This window comes from Pseudomonas sp. C6002, from assembly GCF_013385805.1.
Taxonomy (GTDB): Bacteria; Pseudomonadota; Gammaproteobacteria; order Pseudomonadales; family Pseudomonadaceae; genus Aquipseudomonas.
This window is the reverse complement of sequence record NZ_JACAPH010000009.1, coordinates 449,136-468,290: the sequence shown is the minus strand read 5'-3', so window position 1 is coordinate 468,290 and position 19,155 is coordinate 449,136. Positions and strand designations below refer to the sequence as shown.

Sequence of the window (19,155 nt, the reverse complement as noted above, 5' to 3'; positions counted from 1 at the left end):
CATGACTGATTAACTACTACAATTTTTCCTGCCTGTGCTGAATTGGCAGGAAGGCCACTTTCATTGAGTCGCCTTAAGGCTCTTGGCTTATCGCTTTGTTTGCAGTAGATATCAGCCAAATACACTATTGGAGTATAGATTTTGTCCAGACTCGCCGAATTTCGCGCAGCAGAAAAAGCCCTTCAAGAGCAGCTTGCCCAGCTGGAATCCCTGAAGAACGATGCTGGTTTGAAGAAAGAAATCGAATTCGAAGAAAAGCTGCAAGGGCTGATGAAGACCTACGGCAAAAGCCTGCGCGACATCATCTCCATCCTGGATCCTAACCCGGGCAAGTCCGGCGCTTCCGTCGCTGCCGCACCCAAACAGCGCCGTGCCCGCGTCGTCAAGGTTTACCACAACCCGCACACGGGTGAACTGATCGAAACCAAGGGCGGCAACCATCGCGGCCTGAAGGCGTGGAAAGAACAGTACGGCGCAGCCACTGTAGACTCCTGGCTTCGCGGCTAATGCTTTGCGGCTAGTACAAACGCACTAAGAAAAGCCCTGCACATGCAGGGCTTTTTTGTTTACAGGCATCGATAGTGAAACAAATCAGGACGCTGGCACTTTCAAAAGCGAACTTTAAAAAACATTTCACTTTGTTCAAATCGACTTATTTGTCGCGATGCCTACAACGCTCAAAGTTTAAGGCTGTCACGCACCGAACTGACTTCATCCTTGCTTGATTCGTAAGCGTCGGCCTGGCCTGCGTATGAAAAAACATAGGCCTTATCGGTATCGACAGCCCCCACCAACGTTTGCGACAGCACATGCCGACCGTTCTCGGTGATTACACAGGTAGTTTCCAATGCCTCAAGCCGGCTCAATGTTGTGGGGTGCATCTTGGTGCACACACTTTGATAACCACCCTGGGCAAAGTCCTTCTGGATGGATTTGCGCATTTCCAGCAGCACACCTTGCAGGTTGACCGTATGCCCCGCTTCGATTGGCGTGCCTGTCAACTCCATGACCATCAAGGTCGCGCCATTCTCATCATTCTTTATGGCCCGCTGGCGGGACACCGCCGACGGTTGCGCCGGGGCCTGGTCGTCGGGCGCCACTTCCTCTACCTGCCAGCCGCTGGGCCAATGAATTTCCGGGTCAGACGCCCATGCAGCGGTGCTGCCCAGCAACAGGCCCAGGGTACTCAACAACGGTGCGCGAAATCCGGTCATTACGAAAAACACTCAAGGTTCAAGCGACAAAGTTTGGGCCCCTGCACCCGCTGGCCGCAAGGGTTGCGTGACCTTTTTCATTTGGCGCAACCGGCAGGGCTGCGTATCATGGACCGGCTGCACGGATGCCAGCCGCAAGCCAAGGGATGCTCCAACCGGAGCCACGTTTGCCCCATTTTTCTCTGGAGGGCCCATGAGCCTGCACGAACTGAACACTTTCCCGGGCGTCACCGCCCAGCCTGACGCCGCCACCACGAACTTCGTATTCAACCACACCATGCTGCGGGTCAAGGACATCACCAAGTCGCTGGATTTCTACACCCGCGTACTGGGTTTTTCCCTGGTTGAAAAACGTGACTTCCCGGAAGCCGAATTCAGCCTGTACTTCCTGGCCCTGGTCGACAAGGCCCAGATCCCGGCCGACGCTGCCGCCCGCACCCAGTGGATGAAGTCGATCCCGGGCATCCTCGAACTGACCCACAACCACGGCACCGAAAACGACGCGGACTTTGCCTACCACAACGGCAACACCGACCCGCGTGGCTTTGGCCATATCTGCATCTCGGTGCCGGACATCGTTGCTGCCTGCGCGCGCTTTGAAGAACTGGGCTGCGACTTCCAGAAGCGCCTGAGTGACGGCCGCATGAAAAGCCTGGCCTTCGTGAAAGACCCCGATGCGTACTGGGTTGAAATCATTCAGCCAACGCCGCTGTAAGGTTCCGCCGGCAATAAAAAACCCCATGATCACTCATGGGGTTTTTCATTTCCGGGCCGGAATTTACGCCGGGGCGGAAGTGCGGATCAGGTGATCGAAAGCACTCAGGGAAGCCTTGGCGCCCTCGCCTACTGCAATCACGATCTGCTTGTACGGCACAGTCGTTACGTCGCCGGCGGCAAAAACGCCTGGCAGCGAAGTCTCACCACGTGCATCGACGATGATCTCGCCACGTGGAGTCAATTCCACAGTGCCTTTGAGCCAGTCGGTGTTGGGCAGCAAACCGATCTGTACAAAGATGCCTTCCAGGTCGATAGTCTTGAATTCGCCACTGTCGCGATCCTTGTAGGCCAGGCCGGTAACTTTCTGGCCATCCCCCTTGACCTCACTGGTCAGCGCGCTGGTAATCACGTCAACGTTCGGCAGGCTGTACAGCTTGCGCTGCAACACGGCGTCGGCGCGCAACTTGCTGTCAAACTCAAGCAAGGTCACGTGGCTGACGATACCGGCCAGGTCGATGGCTGCTTCAACGCCGGAGTTACCGCCGCCGATCACCGCCACGCGCTTGCCCTTGAACAGCGGGCCGTCGCAGTGCGGGCAGAAGCACACGCCTTTGGCCTTGTATTCCTGCTCGCCCGGTACACCCATTTCACGCCAGCGGGCACCGGTGGCCAGGATCACGGTCTTGGACTTGAGGGTCGCACCGCTTTCGAAACGGATTTCGTGCAGCTCACCGTTGTTTTTCGCCGGGATCAGCGCAGTAGCACGCTGCAGGTTCATGATGTCCACGTCGTACTGACGCACGTGGGCCTCCAGGGCGCTGGCGAGTTTCGGCCCTTCGGTTTCCTGTACCGAGATAAAGTTCTCGATCGACATGGTGTCCAGCACCTGCCCGCCGAAGCGCTCGGCTGCAACACCGGTACGGATGCCTTTACGTGCAGCGTAGATAGCCGCTGCCGAACCCGCTGGGCCACCGCCGACGACAAGTACGTCGAACGCATCTTTGGCGCTGATTTTCTCGGCGGCTTTTTCGATACCGCTGGTGTCGAGCTTGGCGAGGATTTCTTCCAGGCCCATGCGGCCCTGGCCGAAGTTCACACCATTCAAGTAAACGCTGGGCACGGCCATGATCTGACGATCATCGACTTCTGCCTGGAACAGCGCACCGTCGATGGCGACGTGGCGGATGTTCGGGTTCAATACTGCCATCAGGTTCAGCGCCTGGACCACGTCCGGGCAGTTCTGGCACGACAGCGAGAAGTAAGTCTCGAAGCTGAACTCGCCTTTAAGGGCGCGAATCTGTTCAATCACTTCGACACTGGCCTTCGAGGGGTGGCCGCCGACTTGCAGCAGCGCCAACACCAGCGAGGTGAATTCATGGCCCATTGGGATGCCGGCAAAACGCAGGCTGATATCGGCACCCGGGCGGTTGATGGAGAACGATGGCTTGCGCGCATCATTGCCATCGCTTTTCAGGGTAATCAGCGTCGAAAGGCTGGCTACATCCTGCAAGAGGGCAAGCATTTCCTGGGATTTCGCACCGTCATCGAGGGAGGCGACGATCTCGATCGGCTGGGTGACCCGTTCCAGGTATGACTTCAACTGAGCTTTAAGATTGGCGTCCAACATACGGGCGATTTCCTATTAATTCGGTTTATTGCAGACAAAAAAACGCCCGAGCGAATCTCGCCCGGGCGTTTCGAGGGCGGATGCAGCTTACTTAGGTGCGGTAACCCGCCCTTGGCATTTCACAGACTTAGATCTTGCCGACCAGGTCCAGGGACGGAGCCAGGGTGGCCTCGCCTTCTTTCCACTTGGCTGGGCAGACTTCGCCCGGGTGAGCAGCAACGTACTGGGCCGCCTTGATTTTGCGCAGCAGCTCGGAAGCGTCACGGCCAACGCCGCCATCGTTCAGTTCAACGATTTTGATCTGGCCTTCAGGGTTGATCACGAAAGTGCCACGGTCTGCCAGGCCAGCTTCTTCGATCAGCACGTCGAAGTTGCGGGAGATGGTCAGGGTCGGGTCGCCGATCATGGTGTACTGGATTTTGCCGATGGCTGGCGAGGTGTTGTGCCAGGCAGCGTGGGCAAAGTGGGTGTCGGTGGAAACGCTGTAGATTTCGACGCCCAGTTTCTGGAATTCGGCGTAGTTGTCAGCCAGGTCTTCCAGTTCGGTTGGGCAGACGAAGGTGAAGTCGGCTGGGTAGAAGAAGACGACAGACCATTTGCCTTTCAGGTCAGCATCAGTCACGTCTACGAAGTTGCCGTTTTTGTAGGCGGTAGCTTTGAACGGTTTTACTTGGCTGTTGATGATAGGCATCGTTGACTCTCCGTCAGGTTTGTAGAAGGGCTTAGTAAGTTGATGAGGTGAATCCTACCCACTCTCCCGGCCGATGGCTCATTGGCAAACCTGATGCTGACGATTGGTTTTCACTATCAAGAGACTGTATTAATAGAAGAAACCTTGAATCATTCGAGGGATGCCCGGGTCATGCCGAGAAAGGGCGTCGCTTCAACATAGCGCATGGCCGATTTCATGTCTTTCCAGCCGACGTAAGTCATCAACGACTTCAAGTCCCAGCCACTGCGATGAGCCCAGGTAGCGAAGCCCCGGCGCAGGGAGTGGCTGGTGTACTGATCGGCCGCAATCCCGGCGCGCTCCAGCGCCTGGCGCAATAGCGGGATCACGCTGTTGGCGTGCAAGCCCTCCTCGCCCAGGTTGCCCCAGCGATCAATGCCACGAAACACCGGGCCGCGTACCAGCGCTGAAGCGCTGAGCCATTCGCCGTAGGCTTGCACCGGGCACAGCCGCAGCAGCGCCGGCGTCTGGTAGGTGCGGCCGATATTTTCCCGATCACTTTTGCTGCGCGGTAGATACAGGGTGATGCCCGAACCGGGCAACGCCTGCACGTGCTCGATATTCAACCGGCATAACTCATCGCTGCGAAAGCCACGCCAGAAACCCAGCAGGATCAACGCCGCGTCACGCTTGGCCCGCAGCCATCGAGGATGGTCTTCTGCGCGCCGGGCGTCGTGGCCTTCCTGTTCGAGGAACTGGATGACCTGCTCCAGGTGCTGCAGTTGCAATGGCTCTGCCTGCTTTTCCTGAGCCGGGTGCAGGGCACGAATGCCTTTCAGGACTTTGCGCACCACTGGCGCCTTGGTCGGATCAGGAAACCCCTGGCTGGTGTGCCACTGGGCCAGCGCCGATAAACGCAGCTTCAACGTGTTGACCGACAGCACGCCCGCATGCGCCACCAGATAGCGCGCCACGCTGTCGCTGGTCGCCGGCAGGAATCCACCCCAATTCACCTCGAAATGCTCGATTGCCGCTCGATAGCTGCGGCGGGTGTTATCGCGGGTGGCCGCATTCAGATAACGGTCCAGCTCACTCATGCCTGTACTGCCATTGGCTGTTGTCCATTTCAAAACCTGTATCACACGGGATAATACGCCAATATCCCATCTGATAAATCATCAATTTCGACTTTAAAACAATCGTGATATAGTACGTATATACATACTACGTACCACAGTACTAAATCGACGGAGACTCCATGGCTCGCGGCGGCATCAATAAAGCAGTAGTTCAAACGGCACGCCTGGCAATCCTTGCCCGTGGCGAAAACCCGAGCATCGATGCAGTACGCATCGAGATGGGCAATACCGGCTCGAAAACCACGATTCATCGCTATCTGAAGGAGCTGGACGAAAGCGAAACCCGCCAGACCATCACCGAAGCGCCCATTGACGACGAACTGGGTGAACTGGTGGCGCGACTGGCCCAGCGCCTGAAGGAGAAGGCCCAGGAGCCTATCGACCTGGCCCTGGCGCAGTTCCAGCAACAGAAAACCGCCCTGCTCGCCCAGGTTGAGGAGCTGGAAGCGGCCCACTCCCAGCTCAAGCAGCAGTTCGATATCCAGTCCGCCGCCCTGGCCGATGAAAGCGCGGCCTTGCAAAGCACTCGCTCCAGCCTGCAAACCGAGCAAACCCGCAACGCCGGGCTGAGCCAGGCGTGCAGCGATTACGAGTTGCGGATCAACGACAAGGACGAGCAGATTCGCTCACTGGAAGAAAAGCACCTGCATGCCCGGGACGCCCTGGAGCATTACCGCAATGCGATCAAGGACCAGCGTGAGCAGGAACAGCGTCGCCATGAAGGCCAGTTGCAGCAGGTCCAGGCAGAGCTGCGCCAGGCCCAGCAGAGCGCGATGGTGCGCCAGGATGAAATCACTCAGTTGCACCGCGATAACGAGCGCCTGCTGATCGAGCATCGAGTGACCGTAAAGGAATTGAGCGCACTGCAGGAACAGGCTCGCCAGGACCGTGAACAGCAGCGTCAATTGAGCGAGCAAGTGAGTGTGATCGACAGCGAGCGTACCCTGTTGCAGGAGCGCTTGCGGGTTGCCCAACTGGAGAATCAGGCGCGCCAGGAAGCGCTGGCCGAGCATCAGAAGGCCAACAAAACCCTGGAACTGGACCTGGTCAAGGCCCAGGCCAGTATTGATGCGCTGCGCCTGGCAGCCGTCGTTGCGACGGTGCCAGACGCAACTATTGAGGGCTGATCATTGCGCCACTGGCGTGCGCATGGTGACGAATTCTTCCGCCGCCGTTGGGTGCACGCCGATGGTTTCATCGAAATGCTGCTTGGTCGCGCCCGCCTTGAGCGCGATCGCCAGGCCCTGCACGATCTCGCCAGCGTCGGGGCCGACCATGTGGCAACCCAGGACCTTGTCGGTCTCGGCGTCGACCACCAGCTTCATCAGGGTCTTTTCCTGGCAGTCGGTCAGGGTCAGTTTCATCGGCCGGAAGCGGCTTTCGAACACCTGCACCTTGTGCCCGTCTTCACGGGCCTGCTCTTCGCTGAGGCCCACGGTGCCGATATTCGGCAGGCTGAACACCGCCGTCGGGATCATCGCGTAGTCCACCGGACGATATTGCTCAGGCTTGAACAAGCGACGTGCCACGGCCATGCCTTCAGCCAGGGCCACTGGCGTCAGTTGCACGCGGCCGATCACATCACCAATCGCCAGGATCGACGGTTCGGCGGTCTGGTACAGCTCATCCACTTCGACAAAGCCGCGCTTGTCCAACTTGACGCCAGTGTTTTCCAGCCCCAGGTTATCGAGCATCGGGCGTCGGCCAGTGGCGTAGAACACGCAATCGGCTTCCAGCACGCGGCCATCTTTCAAGGTGGCCTTGAGGCTGCCATCGGCCTGTTTGTCGATACGCTCGATGTCGGCGTTGAACTGCAGGTCCAGGCCACGCTTGGTCAGCTCCTCCTTCAAGTGCGTACGCACCGAGCCGTCAAAACCGCGCAGGAACAGGTCGCCGCGATACAGCAGCGAAGTCTGTGCGCCCAGGCCATGGAAAATCCCGGCGAACTCGACGGCGATATAGCCACCGCCGACTACCAGCACACGCTTGGGCAGCTCCTTGAGGAAAAACGCCTCATTGGAGCCAATGGCGTGCTCGCGCCCCGGGATGTCCGGGATCTGCGGCCAGCCACCGGTGGCTACCAGAATGTGTTTGGCGGTAAAACGCTCGCCGTTGATTTCTACCTGGTGCGGGTCCACCAGCCGCGCATGCCCTTCGTGCAGGGTCACGCCGCTGTTGACCAGCAGGTTGCGGTAGATGCCATTGAGGCGGTTGATTTCACGATCCTTGTTGGCGATCAGGGTCGCCCAATCGAAATTCGCTTCACCCAGGGACCAGCCAAAACCGCTGGCCTGCTCGAAGTCTTCGGCGAAATGCGCGCCGTATACCAACAGTTTCTTCGGTACGCAGCCCACATTCACGCAGGTACCGCCCAGGTAGCGGCTTTCAGCCACTGCCACTTTGGCGCCAAAACCCGCAGCGAATCGTGCAGCGCGCACACCGCCGGAACCGGCACCAATTACATAAAGGTCAAAATCGTAGGCCATTTCACTCTCCTCGGCAGGACAACAGCATACCTGCTGCCGCGCCAGAGGTCAGCGCCTTACCAGCGATACGTCGCGCTGGCCTGCAACGAACGGGTTGCGCCCCAGTAGCAAAGGAAACCGTTGCTGCAGTAGGCCAGGTATTCCTTGTTGAACAGGTTGCTGGCGTTGAGGGCCAGGCGCCAGTTCTGCACGTCATAGTGCGCCGCGGCATCAAACAGCGTGCGCGATGATACCTCCAGCGTGTTGTCGGCGCTGCCGTAGCTCGGCCCGAAGTAGCGCGCACCCGCCGCGAAACCGACGCCCTGCAGCGGGCCGTCGTGGAAGGTGTAGTCCGCCCACAGCGAGGCACTCTTGCCCGGGATGCCGGTCGGGTGTTCGCCCTGGTCGCCGTCATTGGATTTGAGGATGCGCTGGTCCATCCAGGTGTAAAAACCGATCAGGCTGAGGTTCGAGGTGACCTCGGCATGGGCTTCCAGTTCGATGCCGCGGGAGCGGATTTCGCCTTTCTGGGTGGCAAAATTGGGGTCGACATCGTCGGTGGTCAGGACGTTTTGCTGACGCAGGTCGAACACTGCCGCGCTGTACAGGCTGCGGGAGCCCACAGGCTGGTATTTAACGCCGGCTTCGTACTGCTTGCCGGTGGTCGGCACAAATGTCGCGCCCAGCCGGTCAGTGCCCAGTTGCGGCTGGAACGATTCGCTGTAGCTGACATACGGCGCAACGCCGTTATCAAACACGTAGCTCAGGCCCGAACGCCAGGTGAGTTTCTCGTCGTGCTGGCGCGTGTTGCTCAGGTTGGCGCCGGTCAACGCGCTGTCCTGATTGTCGTAGGTACGCGCCCAGTCTTGCCGCACACCGATCAGCCAGCGCCAATGGTCGAAGCTGAGCTGGTCCTGCAGGTACACGCCAAACTGGCTCTGGGTGGTGTATTGGTTGATGGACACCGGCACCCTCGGCAAGGCGCTGAAGTCGGGGTTGTAGATATTGATCGCACTCGGGAAATACTGACCGCCCCGGTTGATGGTCTGCAACAGCCGCTGGAAGTCCGCCCCCATCAGCACAGTGTGCTTGACCGGGCCGGTGCTGAAGTCGGACTGCAACTGGTTATCAAGGGCGAACTGGCCAAGGTGCTCATGATTGACGTTGGCCCACAGCGGCGCGGTGGCAAGGTTGGCGTCCAGCGGCCCGGTGAGGGAAGTCTGGTAGTAGTCGACGTCATCATGCATATAGCGCAGGTGCTGGCGAAAGCTCCAGGTGTCGTTGAACCGGTGGCTGAACGCGTAGCCCAGGGAAAACTGATTGCGCTTGAAGCGATCGCGGTCCGGGTCGCCCAGGTAATCATCGGGGCGCAAGCGCCCATTCGGGTTGTGCAGCGCGGTGCCATACGCGGGTACCGGGTTGAACAGCCCACCTTCCGGGTCGTATTGATAGTTGGCCAGCAGGGTCAGGCTGGTGTCGTCGTCGATGTTCCAGGTGATGGCCGGCGCGATGGCGATGCGCTGGTCCTTGATGTGATCGGTCTGGGTATCGGCCATGCGGCCCAGCCCGGTCAGCCGATAGGTCACATCGCCCTGCTCGTCCAGGCGCCCGCCAAAATCGAAGCCGGCCTGATAGCGGTTGTCATTGCCCACGCTCATTTGCAACACGTGCAGTGGCTCATCCGTCGGCCGCTTGCTCTGCATGTCCACCAGGCCGCCCGGCCCGCTCTGGCCGTACAGCACGGAAGCTGGCCCGCGCAGCACGTCGATGCGCTCCAGAAACCAAGGGTCGACCCGAGGCGTAGCGAACCAGGTCGTGCGATTGAGCTTGAGCCCGTCGAGGTAGGAGTCGGCATCGAAGCCGCGAATGCTCAACTGGTCAAACCGCAGGTCGTTATCCTGGGAGTAAACCCCTGGTGTGTAGCGCAATGCCTGGTCGACGGTTTGCGCCGCCTGGTCATCCATCTGCTGGCGGCTGACCACCGAGATCGATTGCGGCGTCTCCACGATCGGCGCGCCGGTTTTGGTGCCCACGGTGGTGTTGCGCGCCACATAGCCTGGCACCACGCCGTCTGCCGGCTCGGCCTCGGCGGCTGTCACCGCGGTGTCCTTCAACACGATGGGCGCGTCATCGGCCCACACAACAGGAGCAAGCGCCAACACCACCAGCGCCAGCCTGGAAAGGTAAAACGGAGGAGAAGACAACGCACCGGACATGACGATTCCTTGAAAAGTCTTTTTGTTAATCGTTCTTATTTAATATTGAATCGCGTTAAAGATCCGGTCATTCTTCTACGCGCACGGGTCAATTAATGACCGTTCCAACCTACATCTCAGGAATCATTCTTGATTGGACAACATCTGGCGTAAACGCTTTGGGGCGCCCGCTCGCAGCACCAGCGAGGAATTGCGGGTTCGGGCCCATGACTATGTCGATGGCGCACGAGAGATTTGGCACAGCCATGAATATGGCCAACTGGTGCACGCCACCCAAGGCGTGATCCGGGTGTTGACCCGCATGGGCGCCTGGACCGTCCCGCCGGCATACGGCTTTTGGATTGCGCCGGGTGTCGACCATGAATTGCACATGGTCGGTGAGGTTGCGATGCGCGCACTGTACGTGGAAAGCGATCAATTACCCACGGCGTGGCAATCCTGCCGATTGATCAGGGTAGAGCCGCTGCTGCGGGAGCTGATTCTGGGCATGCTCGCACCCGACGCCCACACTGCCCTGCTCACGCCATTGCTGCTGCACCAGTTGATATCCGCAACTCAAACCGAAGGCTGCAGCCTGCCATTGCCCCGGGACAAACGCCTGCTCAGTGTGTGTGAAATGCTTCTGGAAGACCCGGCGAACCCGGCCACCCTGGAAGACTGGAGTGAATCCATCGGCGCCAGCGTGCGCACCCTGCGCCGGCGGTTTCGGGATGAAACCGGGCTGAGCTTCAACCAATGGCGCCAGCAGCTACGGATTGCCGAAGCCGTTTGCCAGTTAGCCCAGGGCCGACCATTGGGGGCTATTGCACGGGACATGGGCTATGCCAACGGCAATGCGTTTGGTGCAATGTTCAAGCGGGTACTGGGCGAAACCCCCAGCCGCTATTTGGGCAAGGCATAAAAAAACCTGCGGTCTTTCGACTCGCAGGCTTTTTCAACGGGCTGGCAACGATGAATCAGTAAGCCTTGCCAGTCTTGTAGAAGTGCTCGTAGCAGAAGTTGGTCGCTTCGATGTAGCCTTCAGCGCCACCGCAGTCAAAACGACGACCCTTGAACTTGTAGGCAATCACGCAACCGTCTTTTGCCTGCTTCAGCAGGGCATCGGTGATCTGGATCTCGCCACCCTTGCCTGGCTCGGTTTCTTCGATCAGCTTGAAGATGTCAGGGGTCAGGATGTAGCGGCCGATGATCGCCAGGTTCGACGGAGCATCTTCCGGCGCTGGCTTTTCAACCATGTCGCGTACGCGGATCAGGCCATCACCGATATCGTCGCCGGCAATCACGCCGTACTTGTTGGTTTCCTGAGGATCGACCTCTTGAACCGCGACGATGGTGCAACGGTACTTCTGGTACAGCTTGACCATCTGGGTCAGGACGCCGTCGCCTTCCAGGTTTACACAAAGGTCATCGGCCAGTACCACGGCGAACGGTTCGTCACCGATCAGCGGACGACCGGTCAGGATCGCGTGCCCCAGGCCTTTCATTTGGGTCTGGCGGGTGTAGGAGAACGAACACTCGTCGAGCAGCTTACGGATGCCGACCAGGTATTTTTCCTTGTCGGTGCCCTTGATCTGGTTTTCCAGCTCGTAGCTGATGTCGAAGTGGTCTTCCAGGGCGCGTTTGCCACGGCCGGTCACGATCGAGATTTCGTTCAGGCCGGCATCCAGTGCTTCTTCCACGCCATACTGGATCAGTGGCTTGTTCACCACCGGCAGCATTTCTTTGGGCATGGCCTTGGTCGCTGGCAGGAAGCGAGTGCCGTAACCGGCTGCTGGGAACAAGCATTTCTTGATCATATGAGTCCTTACAAAGGGCTGTGCGTACGAAATTCGGCGCAGTCTAATCAGGCCGCAGTCACCTTACAATGGGTCCTGCTGGCGTTGCGATGTCAACATAGAGAAAAAATGTCGGCGTAAGTTCCGCCGGCATTCAATCAAGTACCTTCGCCGCTGTTAGAAATCGTCGGCTTGTGCCCGTCATTCAAAGGGCTCCAACCTTTTTAGCACGCTTTATGACGATCGGCACTGACCTGCAACAACTTGCGCCGTCCCACGCCGTTTGGCGCTATCATTACGCCCTTGAACCAGACAACGAGATTGATAGATGTCAGAACCAAAAGGCGTGAACGGCTACCTGATCACCAAGCGAGCGGACGGCTGGCACTTGATCAACTTCCATGGCGACAGCGTTGCCGGCGCATTCGCGACCGAAGCTCAAGCCTGTGCCGTGGCCGAAGTGTTTGTGGATGAGGCCGGCCACGCGTCGAGCAAGCGTCCGAAAACCAAGTAACACCGCGGTAACGCCAATCAAGCCTCGTTTGACGGGGCTTTTTTGTGTTTGTCTGTACGTTGATGGCGGTTCGCTATAATCTCGCCTGTAACGCCCCACGACAGTGTCAGCGCTCCCCTCCAACACCCTGATGACGACTCCTACATGAACAAGATCCTGGCACTGATTGCGGTACTGGCGCTTACCGGTGGCTGCACCACCACTTCCGACACGGTCCTGAAGAACGGCGAACAAGGACTGGCCATCGACTGCTCCGGCGAAGCCAACTCCTGGGCCAGCTGTTATGAAAAGGCTGATGCGTCCTGCGCGGGCACCGGCTACCGGATTGTCGGCACCGAAGGCACACCGGCCCTGAAAGAAAGCGACAAGACCCTGGGCAAGGATGTCGGCAACTACAAGACCCGCAGCGTGACGGTGGTCTGCAAATAATTACATGTGAATTTCGGCGAACTTGATGCCCAGGCCGCGAATGGTCTCGATCAAGTCGTCCAGGCGGGAGAAGGATTCGACTTCATCCTGGTCATCCACCAGGAAGTAACTGCGACCGCCGCTCTTCTTGAAGAACACGATCCACTCGCCCGTATCCGCGGGATTTTGAATCACATGGGTCGCAGAAATATGCCCCCCTGCATGCTGTTCCCTGACTTGCTCACGTTTCATGACTGAGTTTCCGAAAAGACAATGCCGCTGATTCAGCGGCATTTTTCATGGGTTATCGACAGTTTAACGGATGCCTTGCCCGATCAGTACGCCATCGACCGTCTGCCCGTAAAGATTGACGCCGTCATTGGCGTGGAACTTCACCCGGGTTTTCTCCACGGAGCCGTCCACGAGGCGCGGGTCCTGAGGACGCTCGTGACGGTTGACGTAGGCCGCCACGTCCCAGGCTTGCTGGTCGGTCAGGCTGCCGCCCTGGCCCAGGGGCATGTTGTGCTTGATGAAGGACGCTGCCGTATTGATTCGATGCATCCCGGCGCCCCAGTTGTAGGAGTCTTTACCCCAGAGCGGCGGCATCACGTAGTTGTCGCCCACTTTCTGGCCCTGGCCTTCGGCGCCATGGCACACCGCGCACTGGCCCTTGTAGACCTCTGCGCCCTGGGCCAGGTCGTAACCCTTGGCGGGTGCCGGCACGTCCGGGTAGCCACGGCCCGGCAGTTCGACGCCCAAGGGAGCCTTGCTCGCCAGCCAGTAGGCATATACCGACAGCGCGGTAATCTCCGGGCTGTCTGCAGCCGGTGGCGTGCCGCCATTCATGCTGAACTGGAAACAGCCCTGCAAACGCTCGGCGAAGGTGTTGACCTTGTCGTTCTTTTTTCGATACGCCGGGTACATCGGGTAGGCACCCCACAGCGGCGCCGAATTGGCCAGGCGACCCTGGTCCAGGTGGCAATTGCTGCAATTGAGGCCATTGCCGACAAATTGCGGCGCCAGGCGCTTGGTGTCGACAAACAGCGCGTAGCCCTGTTTCACCAGCTTGCCGTAGGCGTTGTCCGGCAGCTCGCTTTCTTTGGGCGGCTGGAACTGCACGGCAGCCCCATGAGCGCCGGCTGGCTGCAACTGTGACTGGTCTTCCATGGCAATAGGGGCGGCATGGACGGGTACGCCGATCAGGCTTCCCAGCAGCGGAGCAAACAAGAAGCGCTTCATGGCTTGGCCTCCTGGCCGCTCAACGAGGCAAAATAGGTGGCCACGGCCTGCACTTCTTCAGCGCTGAGGGATTTGGCGATATGGCCCATCAGATCATTCGGATCGTTATGGCGCGTGCCGCTGCGCCAGGCGTTCAACTGCGCCGCGAGGTAGGCCGCAGATTGTCCGGCCAGGGGTGGAAACCCGTCGCCGACGCCCACGCCGGCCGGGCCATGACAGCTGACACAGGCCGGAATCTGGCGCTCCCACGCACCTTGCAGGGCAATCTTTTGCGCAGCGTCAGCAGGCATCTCGCTGCGGTGCACCGGCACAGGTGCGGGCGCAGGCATTGCCGCCAGCTGCCGGGTTACAGCGCTGACTTCCTCTTCCGTCAGGGCGTTGGCCAGTGGCTGCATCACCGGGCTGTTCCGGGCGCCACTTTTAAAATCCTGCAGCTGCTTACGCAAATACACCGCCGATAAACCGGCCAAACGGGGAAAAACCCGCGGCTGCCAGCCCCAGGCCATCAGCCCCGTGGCAGGCCGCGCACGGCGCAGCTCCCGGCTGCGAGCCGCCCTGCATATAAACGTTTTTCCCCTCCAGCGCGTGGGCATTGCCCAACATCAGCAACAACGCGCTACCCATCAGAACTCGTTCCAGAGACATCATCACGACTCCATTTTTATAGTTATATGCTTAGGCGAATTAGGCATAAGCCTACAAATGGTAGGGCAATGGCCCGGTCGCGACAACACTCATCCGCGAGCAAATGGACGGTGTACTGAACCTCGCGCACAAAAAAGCCCGACGCTGCGGCAGCAGGGTCGGGCTTCTTGATCGGATTCGAGGTGGGCGGCTAAAGACTCAGCCGGAAATGCACGCTTCCCCCGCAGCCTTCACGTCACCTGGACGAATAGGCACATTGGACATGCTCTCGTAGAGCTTGATACTGCTCCCGCTGGAGCGCTCTTCAATTTCAAAAATGGCCGACGGGTCGGCAGAAAACTTCTGCGGTACGATAACTTGAACACCATCCTTGTGAGGCTCGATCTGCGAAGGCCTGCGGGTTTTAGACAATTTCTGGACAACGCACGCCGCGTATTCCTGTGGTTTTTTCCCGGAGATCACTGCCAGCGTTGGTGGGGTCTGCTTGATATCCGCCACCGAAGCACATCCACCCAACGCCAGGGCCAGAACCAACACACTCCACTTCATATAAAAACCTCCGATAAAGACCCTACGACAGCGAAGAAGGTATTTTTCTCCCGCCCACGTAGGATTTATCCCTGATAACTCGGTAAATAACTGTTTTAAATTGTCGAAGTCGTCGACGACGGTCCGATAATAAACGTGCTGGGGCTGATAAACTCCATCTTAACCTACGTATCGTTCTGATTTTTCAGAAAAAGCCCTTCTGGAGACACCTTATGAAATTCATCCACCAGCGTGAGCACCTCAATGAAGGAGATATTGTCGTCATTGAATGCTCGCAAACCTGCAACATCCGCCTGATGAGCGATGCCAACTTTCGCAGCTTCAAGAACGGCGGCCGCCATACTTACCACGGCGGCGCGTTCGACAAGTTCCCGGCAAAAATCACTGCGCCCAGCACCGGGTTCTGGAACATCACCCTGGACGTCGTGACCCGCCGCGCCATCAGCGTGACCAAAAAGCCGACCTTGTCCCACAAGATCCGCATTGTGCGCCGCACCAATTCGAAACTGAGCTGACAGGAATGCCCGTGACTACCACCAAATATGTGATCAAGTACAAACTCAACGGTGAGCGCCGCTTCGAGTTCGCCCAACTGCAAGCAGGCAGCGTGGAGGAAGCCAAGGAAGCCCTGGCGAAAATCCACGATGCCAGCGATGAGATTACCGACATCAATGTGAGCAAGGCGCTGTAATTCGAGCGCAAGCATCGGAGTGTTCTGACCCTGACGACTTTCTAGACTGGCAGCCCTAATGCGCTGCCACAGGAACTTGTCGATGCCTTCCACTCCACTGCATGAACGCCTGGCCAAGCTGGACTGGGCCGCCATCGAGCAAGCCCTCGATGAACAGGGTAACGCACTGATTCCGGCCCTGCTGGATCAGCAGGAATGCGCTGAACTGAGCGGCCACTACCCCCGACCCGAACTGTTTCGCTCCCATGTGATGATGGCCAGGCACGGCTTTGGCCGGGGCGAATACAAATATTTCCGCTACCCGCTGCCAGCGCCGATCTGCGCGCTGCGTGAACAGCTGTATGGGTTCCTGGCGCCCCAGGCCAATCGCTGGAACGAACAGATGAACCTGCCGATCACCTATCCGGCGCACCATGCCGACTTCATTGCCCGCTGCCACGCTGCCGGGCAGCAACGCCCTACCCCGTTATTGCTGCAATACGGCCCAGGCGACTACAACTGCCTGCATCAGGATCTGTACGGGGAACATGTGTTTCCCCTACAAGTAGCCATCCTGTTGTCGCAGCCGGGAGAGGACTTTCGTGGCGGGGAGTTGGTGCTGACGGAGCAGCGGCCAAGAATGCAATCCCGGGCTCAGGTCGTCCCTCTTAACCAGGGTGACGCGGTAATCTTCGCGGTCAATCAGCGACCCATGCCGAGTGTGAGGGGGTTTCATCGGGTGACCTTGCGCCATGGGGTCAGTGTTCTGCACAGTGGTACCCGGCATACCTTGGGAGTGATTTTTCACGATGCGCAGTAAGACCCTTCCCGGATCAACCGCCGATTTGTTCGCCGATGAGGCGCTGCAACAGCCCCCGGGGCGCGAGCAAATCGGTGAACAATCCTACGTCCTCAGGGGCTATGCCCTGCCCTGGCTCGAGCGTTTGCTACCGGAGCTGCGACAGGTATTGGCTCAGTCGCCCTTCCGGCAAATGGTCACGCCCGGTGGTTTTACCATGTCGGCGGCGTTAAGCAGTTGCGGTGAATTGGGCTGGACGACCGACTCCACCGGTTATCGCTACTCCCCGATTGACCCGAATAACCAACAACCCTGGCCAGCCCTGCCGGCCGCATTGCGCGAACTGGCCATGATGGCCGCAGCAGATGCAGGTTTCGACGATTTCGAGCCGGATGCCTGTCTGATCAACCGCTATGTGCCAGGCGCGAAAATGTCCCTGCACCAGGACAAGAACGAGCGTCGCTATGCCGCCCCGGTGGTCTCGGTGTCATTGGGTTTACCGGCGATCTTCCTGTTCGGCGGCCATGAGCGCAGCGACAAGACGCAAAAAGTCTCGCTGTTCCATGGCGACGTAGTGGTATGGGGCGGCGTGGACCGCCTGCGCTTTCACGGCGTGATGCCGATCAAGCCCGGCACGCATCCGGTCATGGGGCCGCAGCGCATCAACCTGACGTTTCGCACGGCCGGATGAATTTGACCGCAAGCATCGGAGTGATGGGAATGCCCCACGGGACTAACCTGGCATTCTTCAACCAGGAGCCACCACCATGACCGCGCGCCACGCCACCGAACAAGACCCCCGCTGGGCCGCGATTGTCGCCCGTGACGCCAAGGCCGACTTGACCTTCGTCTATGGTGTGAAAACCACCGGTGTGTACTGTCGCCCCAGCAGTTCCGCACGGCGCCCGCGCCCGGAGAACGTCGAGTTCTTCGACACCCCGCAACAGGCTGAAGCAGCGGGCTACCGGCCCAACAAGCGCGCGTCGGGGGACCAGACCCAGGTGGCCGCACGCCATGCGCAACTGGTGGCAGCGGCCTGTCGGCACATCGAACAGGCCGAAACCCTGCCGCCCCTTGAAGATCTGGCCGCCCTCGCCGGCTTGAGCCCGTTCCATTTTCATCGGGTGTTCAAGGCCGTGACCGGCCTGACGCCAAAGCGTTACGGCAGCGCTCATCGCTCGCGCAAGGTGCGCGACGGCCTCAAGGACCAGCACTCGGTGACCGATGCGCTGTACGACGCCGGCTTCAATTCCAACAGCCGCTTTTATGAGGCTGCCGACCAATTGCTCGGCATGAAGCCCCGCGACTACAAAGCCGGCGGCACCAACACGGATATTCGCTTTGCCGTTGGCCAATGCTCGTTGGGCGCCATTCTGGTGGCCCAGAGCAATCGCGGTGTGTGCGCGATCCTGCTGGGGGATGACCCGGACAAACTGGTGCGCGACCTGCAGGACCAGTTTCCCCGCGCCAATCTGCTGGGTGCCGATCACGACTTTGAACAATTGATCGCCCAGGTGGTGGGCTTCATCGAAGCGCCGGCCCTGGGCCTGGACTTGCCCCTGGACTTGCGCGGCACTGCGTTTCAGGAACGCGTGTGGCAAGCCTTGCGGGAAATCCCGGTGGGGTGCACCGCCAGCTACGCCGAGATCGCCCAGCGCATCGGCGCGCCGACCGCCTATCGCGCCGTGGCCCAGGCGTGTGGTGCCAACAGCCTGGCGGTGGCGATTCCCTGCCATCGCGTGGTGCGCGCCGACGGCAATCTGTCGGGCTACCGCTGGGGTGTCGAGCGCAAGCGGCAGTTGCTGGAGCGCGAAAGCCCGGCAGAATCCTGAGGACGTCTACACCAGTTTGCGCTTGCGAAACTCGGCCACCTTATGCCGATTGCCACACAGCGCCATGCTGCACCAGCGGCGCCTGTGGCCCTTGGTGCGGTCGTAGAACCACAGCACGCACTCGGGATGTTCGCAGGTGCGGACCAGGCCGAAATCCCCTTCCACCAGTAACGTCGCGGCGGCTTCGGCAATCGGCGCCAGGAACTGCTCGGCAGTCTGCACCTTGCGCTGGCGCTCCAGCCGCAACTCGCCAGGCGCCGGCCAAGCCAGTTGCGGGTGACTGACCGCCTTGCGCAGGAACGCATTCAGCGCGCCGGGATCGCCCTGCTGGCCGGCCTTGCGCTGTTCCAGTAACACGCGGATCACTTCCCGCAATCCCCGCGCCGCGCCCAGCAGTGCCCCCTCCTCAAATACCGGTACTGCGCCCTCCTCGGCCCAGCCAAGCCGCACCAGCCAGCGCTCGACATCGGCATCGCCTTGCCAGAATTCAAAGGGCACACCGTCGACATTCGCCCGGGTATTGAGCATGTCCAGCACGGGATGATCAGCCAGGACGTAGGGTTCCAATGGGGATGGGGTGATGGCGGGCATGGCGAATCCTCTTCAAGTCCGCGCCATCGTAACCGCTGATTTCGCTTTTGAATAGTTACTAAATTCGTCAATCAGTAACCCATTA

Annotated in this window: 22 protein-coding genes and 1 pseudogene; 11 read left to right on the top strand and 12 right to left on the bottom strand. The window is 59.4% G+C overall.

Annotated features, from left to right (window positions below; all coding sequences use genetic code 11):
- Window positions 1–141 precede the first annotated feature (141 nt).
- Window positions 142–507 (top strand): histone-like nucleoid-structuring protein, MvaT/MvaU family, encoded by a 366-nt coding sequence (locus tag HX817_RS05995; RefSeq protein ID WP_003212570.1) that lies wholly within the window; start codon window positions 142–144, stop codon window positions 505–507.
- 170 nt (window positions 508–677) lie between these two features.
- Here HX817_RS05995 and HX817_RS05990 read toward each other — a convergent pair whose 3' ends face one another.
- Window positions 678–1,214, bottom strand: coding sequence for a DUF4946 domain-containing protein (locus HX817_RS05990; protein WP_177039946.1), 537 nt, complete (start codon window positions 1,212–1,214; stop codon window positions 678–680).
- 193 nt (window positions 1,215–1,407) lie between these two features.
- On the opposite strand from HX817_RS05990, the gene gloA reads away from it, so the two are divergent.
- Window positions 1,408–1,929, top strand: a complete 522-nt coding sequence (gene gloA / locus HX817_RS05985; RefSeq protein WP_008432524.1) for a lactoylglutathione lyase — start codon at window positions 1,408–1,410, stop codon at window positions 1,927–1,929.
- A gap of 63 nt (window positions 1,930–1,992) precedes the next feature.
- On the opposite strand, the gene ahpF is transcribed toward gloA, so the two are convergent.
- The 3 genes from ahpF to HX817_RS05970 form a co-directional block, all read right to left on the bottom strand.
- Complete coding sequence (ahpF, locus tag HX817_RS05980; protein WP_003212573.1) at window positions 1,993–3,558, bottom strand: alkyl hydroperoxide reductase subunit F; 1,566 nt, start codon at window positions 3,556–3,558, stop codon at window positions 1,993–1,995.
- Window positions 3,559–3,685: 127 nt separating this feature from the next.
- Complete coding sequence (gene ahpC / locus HX817_RS05975) at window positions 3,686–4,249, bottom strand: alkyl hydroperoxide reductase subunit C (protein WP_003173835.1); 564 nt, start codon at window positions 4,247–4,249, stop codon at window positions 3,686–3,688.
- 149 nt (window positions 4,250–4,398) lie between these two features.
- Complete coding sequence (locus HX817_RS05970) at window positions 4,399–5,325, bottom strand: site-specific integrase (protein ID WP_177039945.1); 927 nt, start codon at window positions 5,323–5,325, stop codon at window positions 4,399–4,401.
- Window positions 5,326–5,486: 161 nt separating this feature from the next.
- Between HX817_RS05970 and HX817_RS05965 the strand changes: the two genes are divergently transcribed.
- Entirely contained in the window at window positions 5,487–6,494 is a 1,008-nt protein-coding gene (locus HX817_RS05965; RefSeq protein ID WP_177039944.1) for a DNA-binding protein, read from the top strand.
- Here the strand turns inward: HX817_RS05965 and gorA are convergent, their stop codons facing one another.
- Together gorA and HX817_RS05955 are read right to left on the bottom strand one after the other, a co-directional pair.
- Window positions 6,495–7,853 (bottom strand): glutathione-disulfide reductase, encoded by a 1,359-nt coding sequence (gorA, locus tag HX817_RS05960; protein WP_102369015.1) that lies wholly within the window; start codon window positions 7,851–7,853, stop codon window positions 6,495–6,497. It lies immediately after the preceding gene.
- Window positions 7,854–7,909: 56 nt separating this feature from the next.
- Window positions 7,910–10,048: a TonB-dependent siderophore receptor gene (locus HX817_RS05955; protein WP_134326572.1), complete on the bottom strand. Its 2,139-nt coding sequence runs from the start codon at window positions 10,046–10,048 to the stop codon at window positions 7,910–7,912.
- A 133-nt stretch (window positions 10,049–10,181) separates the two neighbouring features.
- On the opposite strand from HX817_RS05955, the gene HX817_RS05950 reads away from it, so the two are divergent.
- Window positions 10,182–10,949, top strand: a complete 768-nt coding sequence (locus tag HX817_RS05950) for a helix-turn-helix domain-containing protein (RefSeq protein WP_177039943.1) — start codon at window positions 10,182–10,184, stop codon at window positions 10,947–10,949.
- A 55-nt stretch (window positions 10,950–11,004) separates the two neighbouring features.
- Here the strand turns inward: HX817_RS05950 and galU are convergent, their stop codons facing one another.
- A complete protein-coding gene (galU, locus tag HX817_RS05945) occupies window positions 11,005–11,844 on the bottom strand; it encodes a UTP--glucose-1-phosphate uridylyltransferase GalU (protein ID WP_003212579.1) in 840 nt (279 codons plus the stop codon).
- A 307-nt stretch (window positions 11,845–12,151) separates the two neighbouring features.
- Between galU and HX817_RS05940 the strand changes: the two genes are divergently transcribed.
- Together HX817_RS05940 and HX817_RS05935 are read left to right on the top strand one after the other, a co-directional pair.
- On the top strand, window positions 12,152–12,337 hold the full coding sequence (locus HX817_RS05940) for a hypothetical protein (RefSeq protein WP_003212580.1): 186 nt from the start codon (window positions 12,152–12,154) through the stop codon (window positions 12,335–12,337).
- Between the two features lie 144 nt (window positions 12,338–12,481).
- The gene (locus HX817_RS05935; RefSeq protein WP_003212581.1) at window positions 12,482–12,766 is read left to right on the top strand and encodes a hypothetical protein; all 285 of its coding nucleotides are present in this window, start codon (window positions 12,482–12,484) and stop codon (window positions 12,764–12,766) included.
- Here the strand turns inward: HX817_RS05935 and HX817_RS05930 are convergent, their stop codons facing one another.
- From HX817_RS05930 to HX817_RS05915, 4 genes and pseudogenes are all read right to left on the bottom strand, one after another.
- The gene (locus HX817_RS05930) at window positions 12,767–12,997 is read right to left on the bottom strand and encodes a hypothetical protein (RefSeq protein WP_003212582.1); all 231 of its coding nucleotides are present in this window, start codon (window positions 12,995–12,997) and stop codon (window positions 12,767–12,769) included.
- Between the two features lie 63 nt (window positions 12,998–13,060).
- Window positions 13,061–13,984 (bottom strand): c-type cytochrome, encoded by a 924-nt coding sequence (locus HX817_RS05925; protein ID WP_003212583.1) that lies wholly within the window; start codon window positions 13,982–13,984, stop codon window positions 13,061–13,063.
- A pseudogene (locus tag HX817_RS05920) lies at window positions 13,981–14,632 on the bottom strand (cytochrome c). Before HX817_RS05920 ends, HX817_RS05925 begins: the two are co-directional and overlap by 4 nt.
- Window positions 14,633–14,827: 195 nt before the next feature.
- Window positions 14,828–15,178 (bottom strand): hypothetical protein, encoded by a 351-nt coding sequence (locus HX817_RS05915; RefSeq protein ID WP_003212585.1) that lies wholly within the window; start codon window positions 15,176–15,178, stop codon window positions 14,828–14,830.
- A gap of 212 nt (window positions 15,179–15,390) precedes the next feature.
- Between HX817_RS05915 and HX817_RS05910 the strand changes: the two genes are divergently transcribed.
- The 5 genes from HX817_RS05910 to ada all read left to right on the top strand — a co-directional run bounded on the left by HX817_RS05910 (window position 15,391) and on the right by ada (window position 18,479).
- Entirely contained in the window at window positions 15,391–15,693 is a 303-nt protein-coding gene (locus tag HX817_RS05910) for a DUF1883 domain-containing protein (protein ID WP_003212586.1), read from the top strand.
- Window positions 15,694–15,704: 11 nt separating this feature from the next.
- Window positions 15,705–15,869: a hypothetical protein gene (locus tag HX817_RS05905; protein WP_166742130.1), complete on the top strand. Its 165-nt coding sequence runs from the start codon at window positions 15,705–15,707 to the stop codon at window positions 15,867–15,869.
- Between the two features lie 82 nt (window positions 15,870–15,951).
- The gene (locus HX817_RS05900; protein ID WP_008432503.1) at window positions 15,952–16,668 is read left to right on the top strand and encodes a 2OG-Fe(II) oxygenase; all 717 of its coding nucleotides are present in this window, start codon (window positions 15,952–15,954) and stop codon (window positions 16,666–16,668) included.
- Window positions 16,658–17,338, top strand: coding sequence for a DNA oxidative demethylase AlkB (alkB, locus tag HX817_RS05895; protein ID WP_177039942.1), 681 nt, complete (start codon window positions 16,658–16,660; stop codon window positions 17,336–17,338). Before HX817_RS05900 ends, alkB begins: the two co-directional genes overlap by 11 nt.
- A gap of 76 nt (window positions 17,339–17,414) precedes the next feature.
- Window positions 17,415–18,479 carry a bifunctional DNA-binding transcriptional regulator/O6-methylguanine-DNA methyltransferase Ada gene (gene ada / locus HX817_RS05890; RefSeq protein WP_008432501.1) on the top strand — a complete coding sequence of 355 codons (1,065 nt, stop codon included), beginning with the start codon at window positions 17,415–17,417 and terminating at the stop codon, window positions 18,477–18,479.
- Between the two features lie 6 nt (window positions 18,480–18,485).
- Here ada and HX817_RS05885 read toward each other — a convergent pair whose 3' ends face one another.
- Window positions 18,486–19,070, bottom strand: coding sequence for an ABATE domain-containing protein (locus HX817_RS05885; protein WP_177020092.1), 585 nt, complete (start codon window positions 19,068–19,070; stop codon window positions 18,486–18,488).
- Window positions 19,071–19,155: the final 85 nt, after the last annotated feature.

Excerpts from the sequence above, each read along its gene's own strand:
- HX817_RS05955 (WP_134326572.1), bottom strand. The coding sequence starts at position 10,048 with ATGTCCGGTGCGTTGTCTTCTCCTCCGTTTTACCTTTCCAGGCTGGCG.
- ahpC (WP_003173835.1), bottom strand. The coding sequence starts at position 4,249 with ATGCCTATCATCAACAGCCAAGTAAAACCGTTCAAAGCTACCGCCTAC.
- alkB (WP_177039942.1), top strand. The coding sequence starts at position 16,658 with ATGCGCAGTAAGACCCTTCCCGGATCAACCGCCGATTTGTTCGCCGAT.
- HX817_RS05940 (WP_003212580.1), top strand. The coding sequence starts at position 12,152 with ATGTCAGAACCAAAAGGCGTGAACGGCTACCTGATCACCAAGCGAGCG.
- ahpF (WP_003212573.1), bottom strand. The coding sequence starts at position 3,558 with ATGTTGGACGCCAATCTTAAAGCTCAGTTGAAGTCATACCTGGAACGG.
- HX817_RS05970 (WP_177039945.1), bottom strand. The coding sequence starts at position 5,325 with ATGAGTGAGCTGGACCGTTATCTGAATGCGGCCACCCGCGATAACACC.
- HX817_RS05910 (WP_003212586.1), top strand. The coding sequence starts at position 15,391 with ATGAAATTCATCCACCAGCGTGAGCACCTCAATGAAGGAGATATTGTC.
- HX817_RS05925 (WP_003212583.1), bottom strand. The coding sequence starts at position 13,984 with ATGAAGCGCTTCTTGTTTGCTCCGCTGCTGGGAAGCCTGATCGGCGTA.
- HX817_RS05915 (WP_003212585.1), bottom strand. The coding sequence starts at position 15,178 with ATGAAGTGGAGTGTGTTGGTTCTGGCCCTGGCGTTGGGTGGATGTGCT.
- galU (WP_003212579.1), bottom strand. The coding sequence starts at position 11,844 with ATGATCAAGAAATGCTTGTTCCCAGCAGCCGGTTACGGCACTCGCTTC.
- ada (WP_008432501.1), top strand. The coding sequence starts at position 17,415 with ATGACCGCGCGCCACGCCACCGAACAAGACCCCCGCTGGGCCGCGATT.
- HX817_RS05965 (WP_177039944.1), top strand. The coding sequence starts at position 5,487 with ATGGCTCGCGGCGGCATCAATAAAGCAGTAGTTCAAACGGCACGCCTG.
- gloA (WP_008432524.1), top strand. The coding sequence starts at position 1,408 with ATGAGCCTGCACGAACTGAACACTTTCCCGGGCGTCACCGCCCAGCCT.
- HX817_RS05935 (WP_003212581.1), top strand. The coding sequence starts at position 12,482 with ATGAACAAGATCCTGGCACTGATTGCGGTACTGGCGCTTACCGGTGGC.
- HX817_RS05900 (WP_008432503.1), top strand. The coding sequence starts at position 15,952 with ATGCCTTCCACTCCACTGCATGAACGCCTGGCCAAGCTGGACTGGGCC.
- HX817_RS05990 (WP_177039946.1), bottom strand. The coding sequence starts at position 1,214 with ATGACCGGATTTCGCGCACCGTTGTTGAGTACCCTGGGCCTGTTGCTG.
- gorA (WP_102369015.1), bottom strand. The coding sequence starts at position 7,853 with ATGGCCTACGATTTTGACCTTTATGTAATTGGTGCCGGTTCCGGCGGT.
- HX817_RS05930 (WP_003212582.1), bottom strand. The coding sequence starts at position 12,997 with ATGAAACGTGAGCAAGTCAGGGAACAGCATGCAGGGGGGCATATTTCT.
- HX817_RS05885 (WP_177020092.1), bottom strand. The coding sequence starts at position 19,070 with ATGCCCGCCATCACCCCATCCCCATTGGAACCCTACGTCCTGGCTGAT.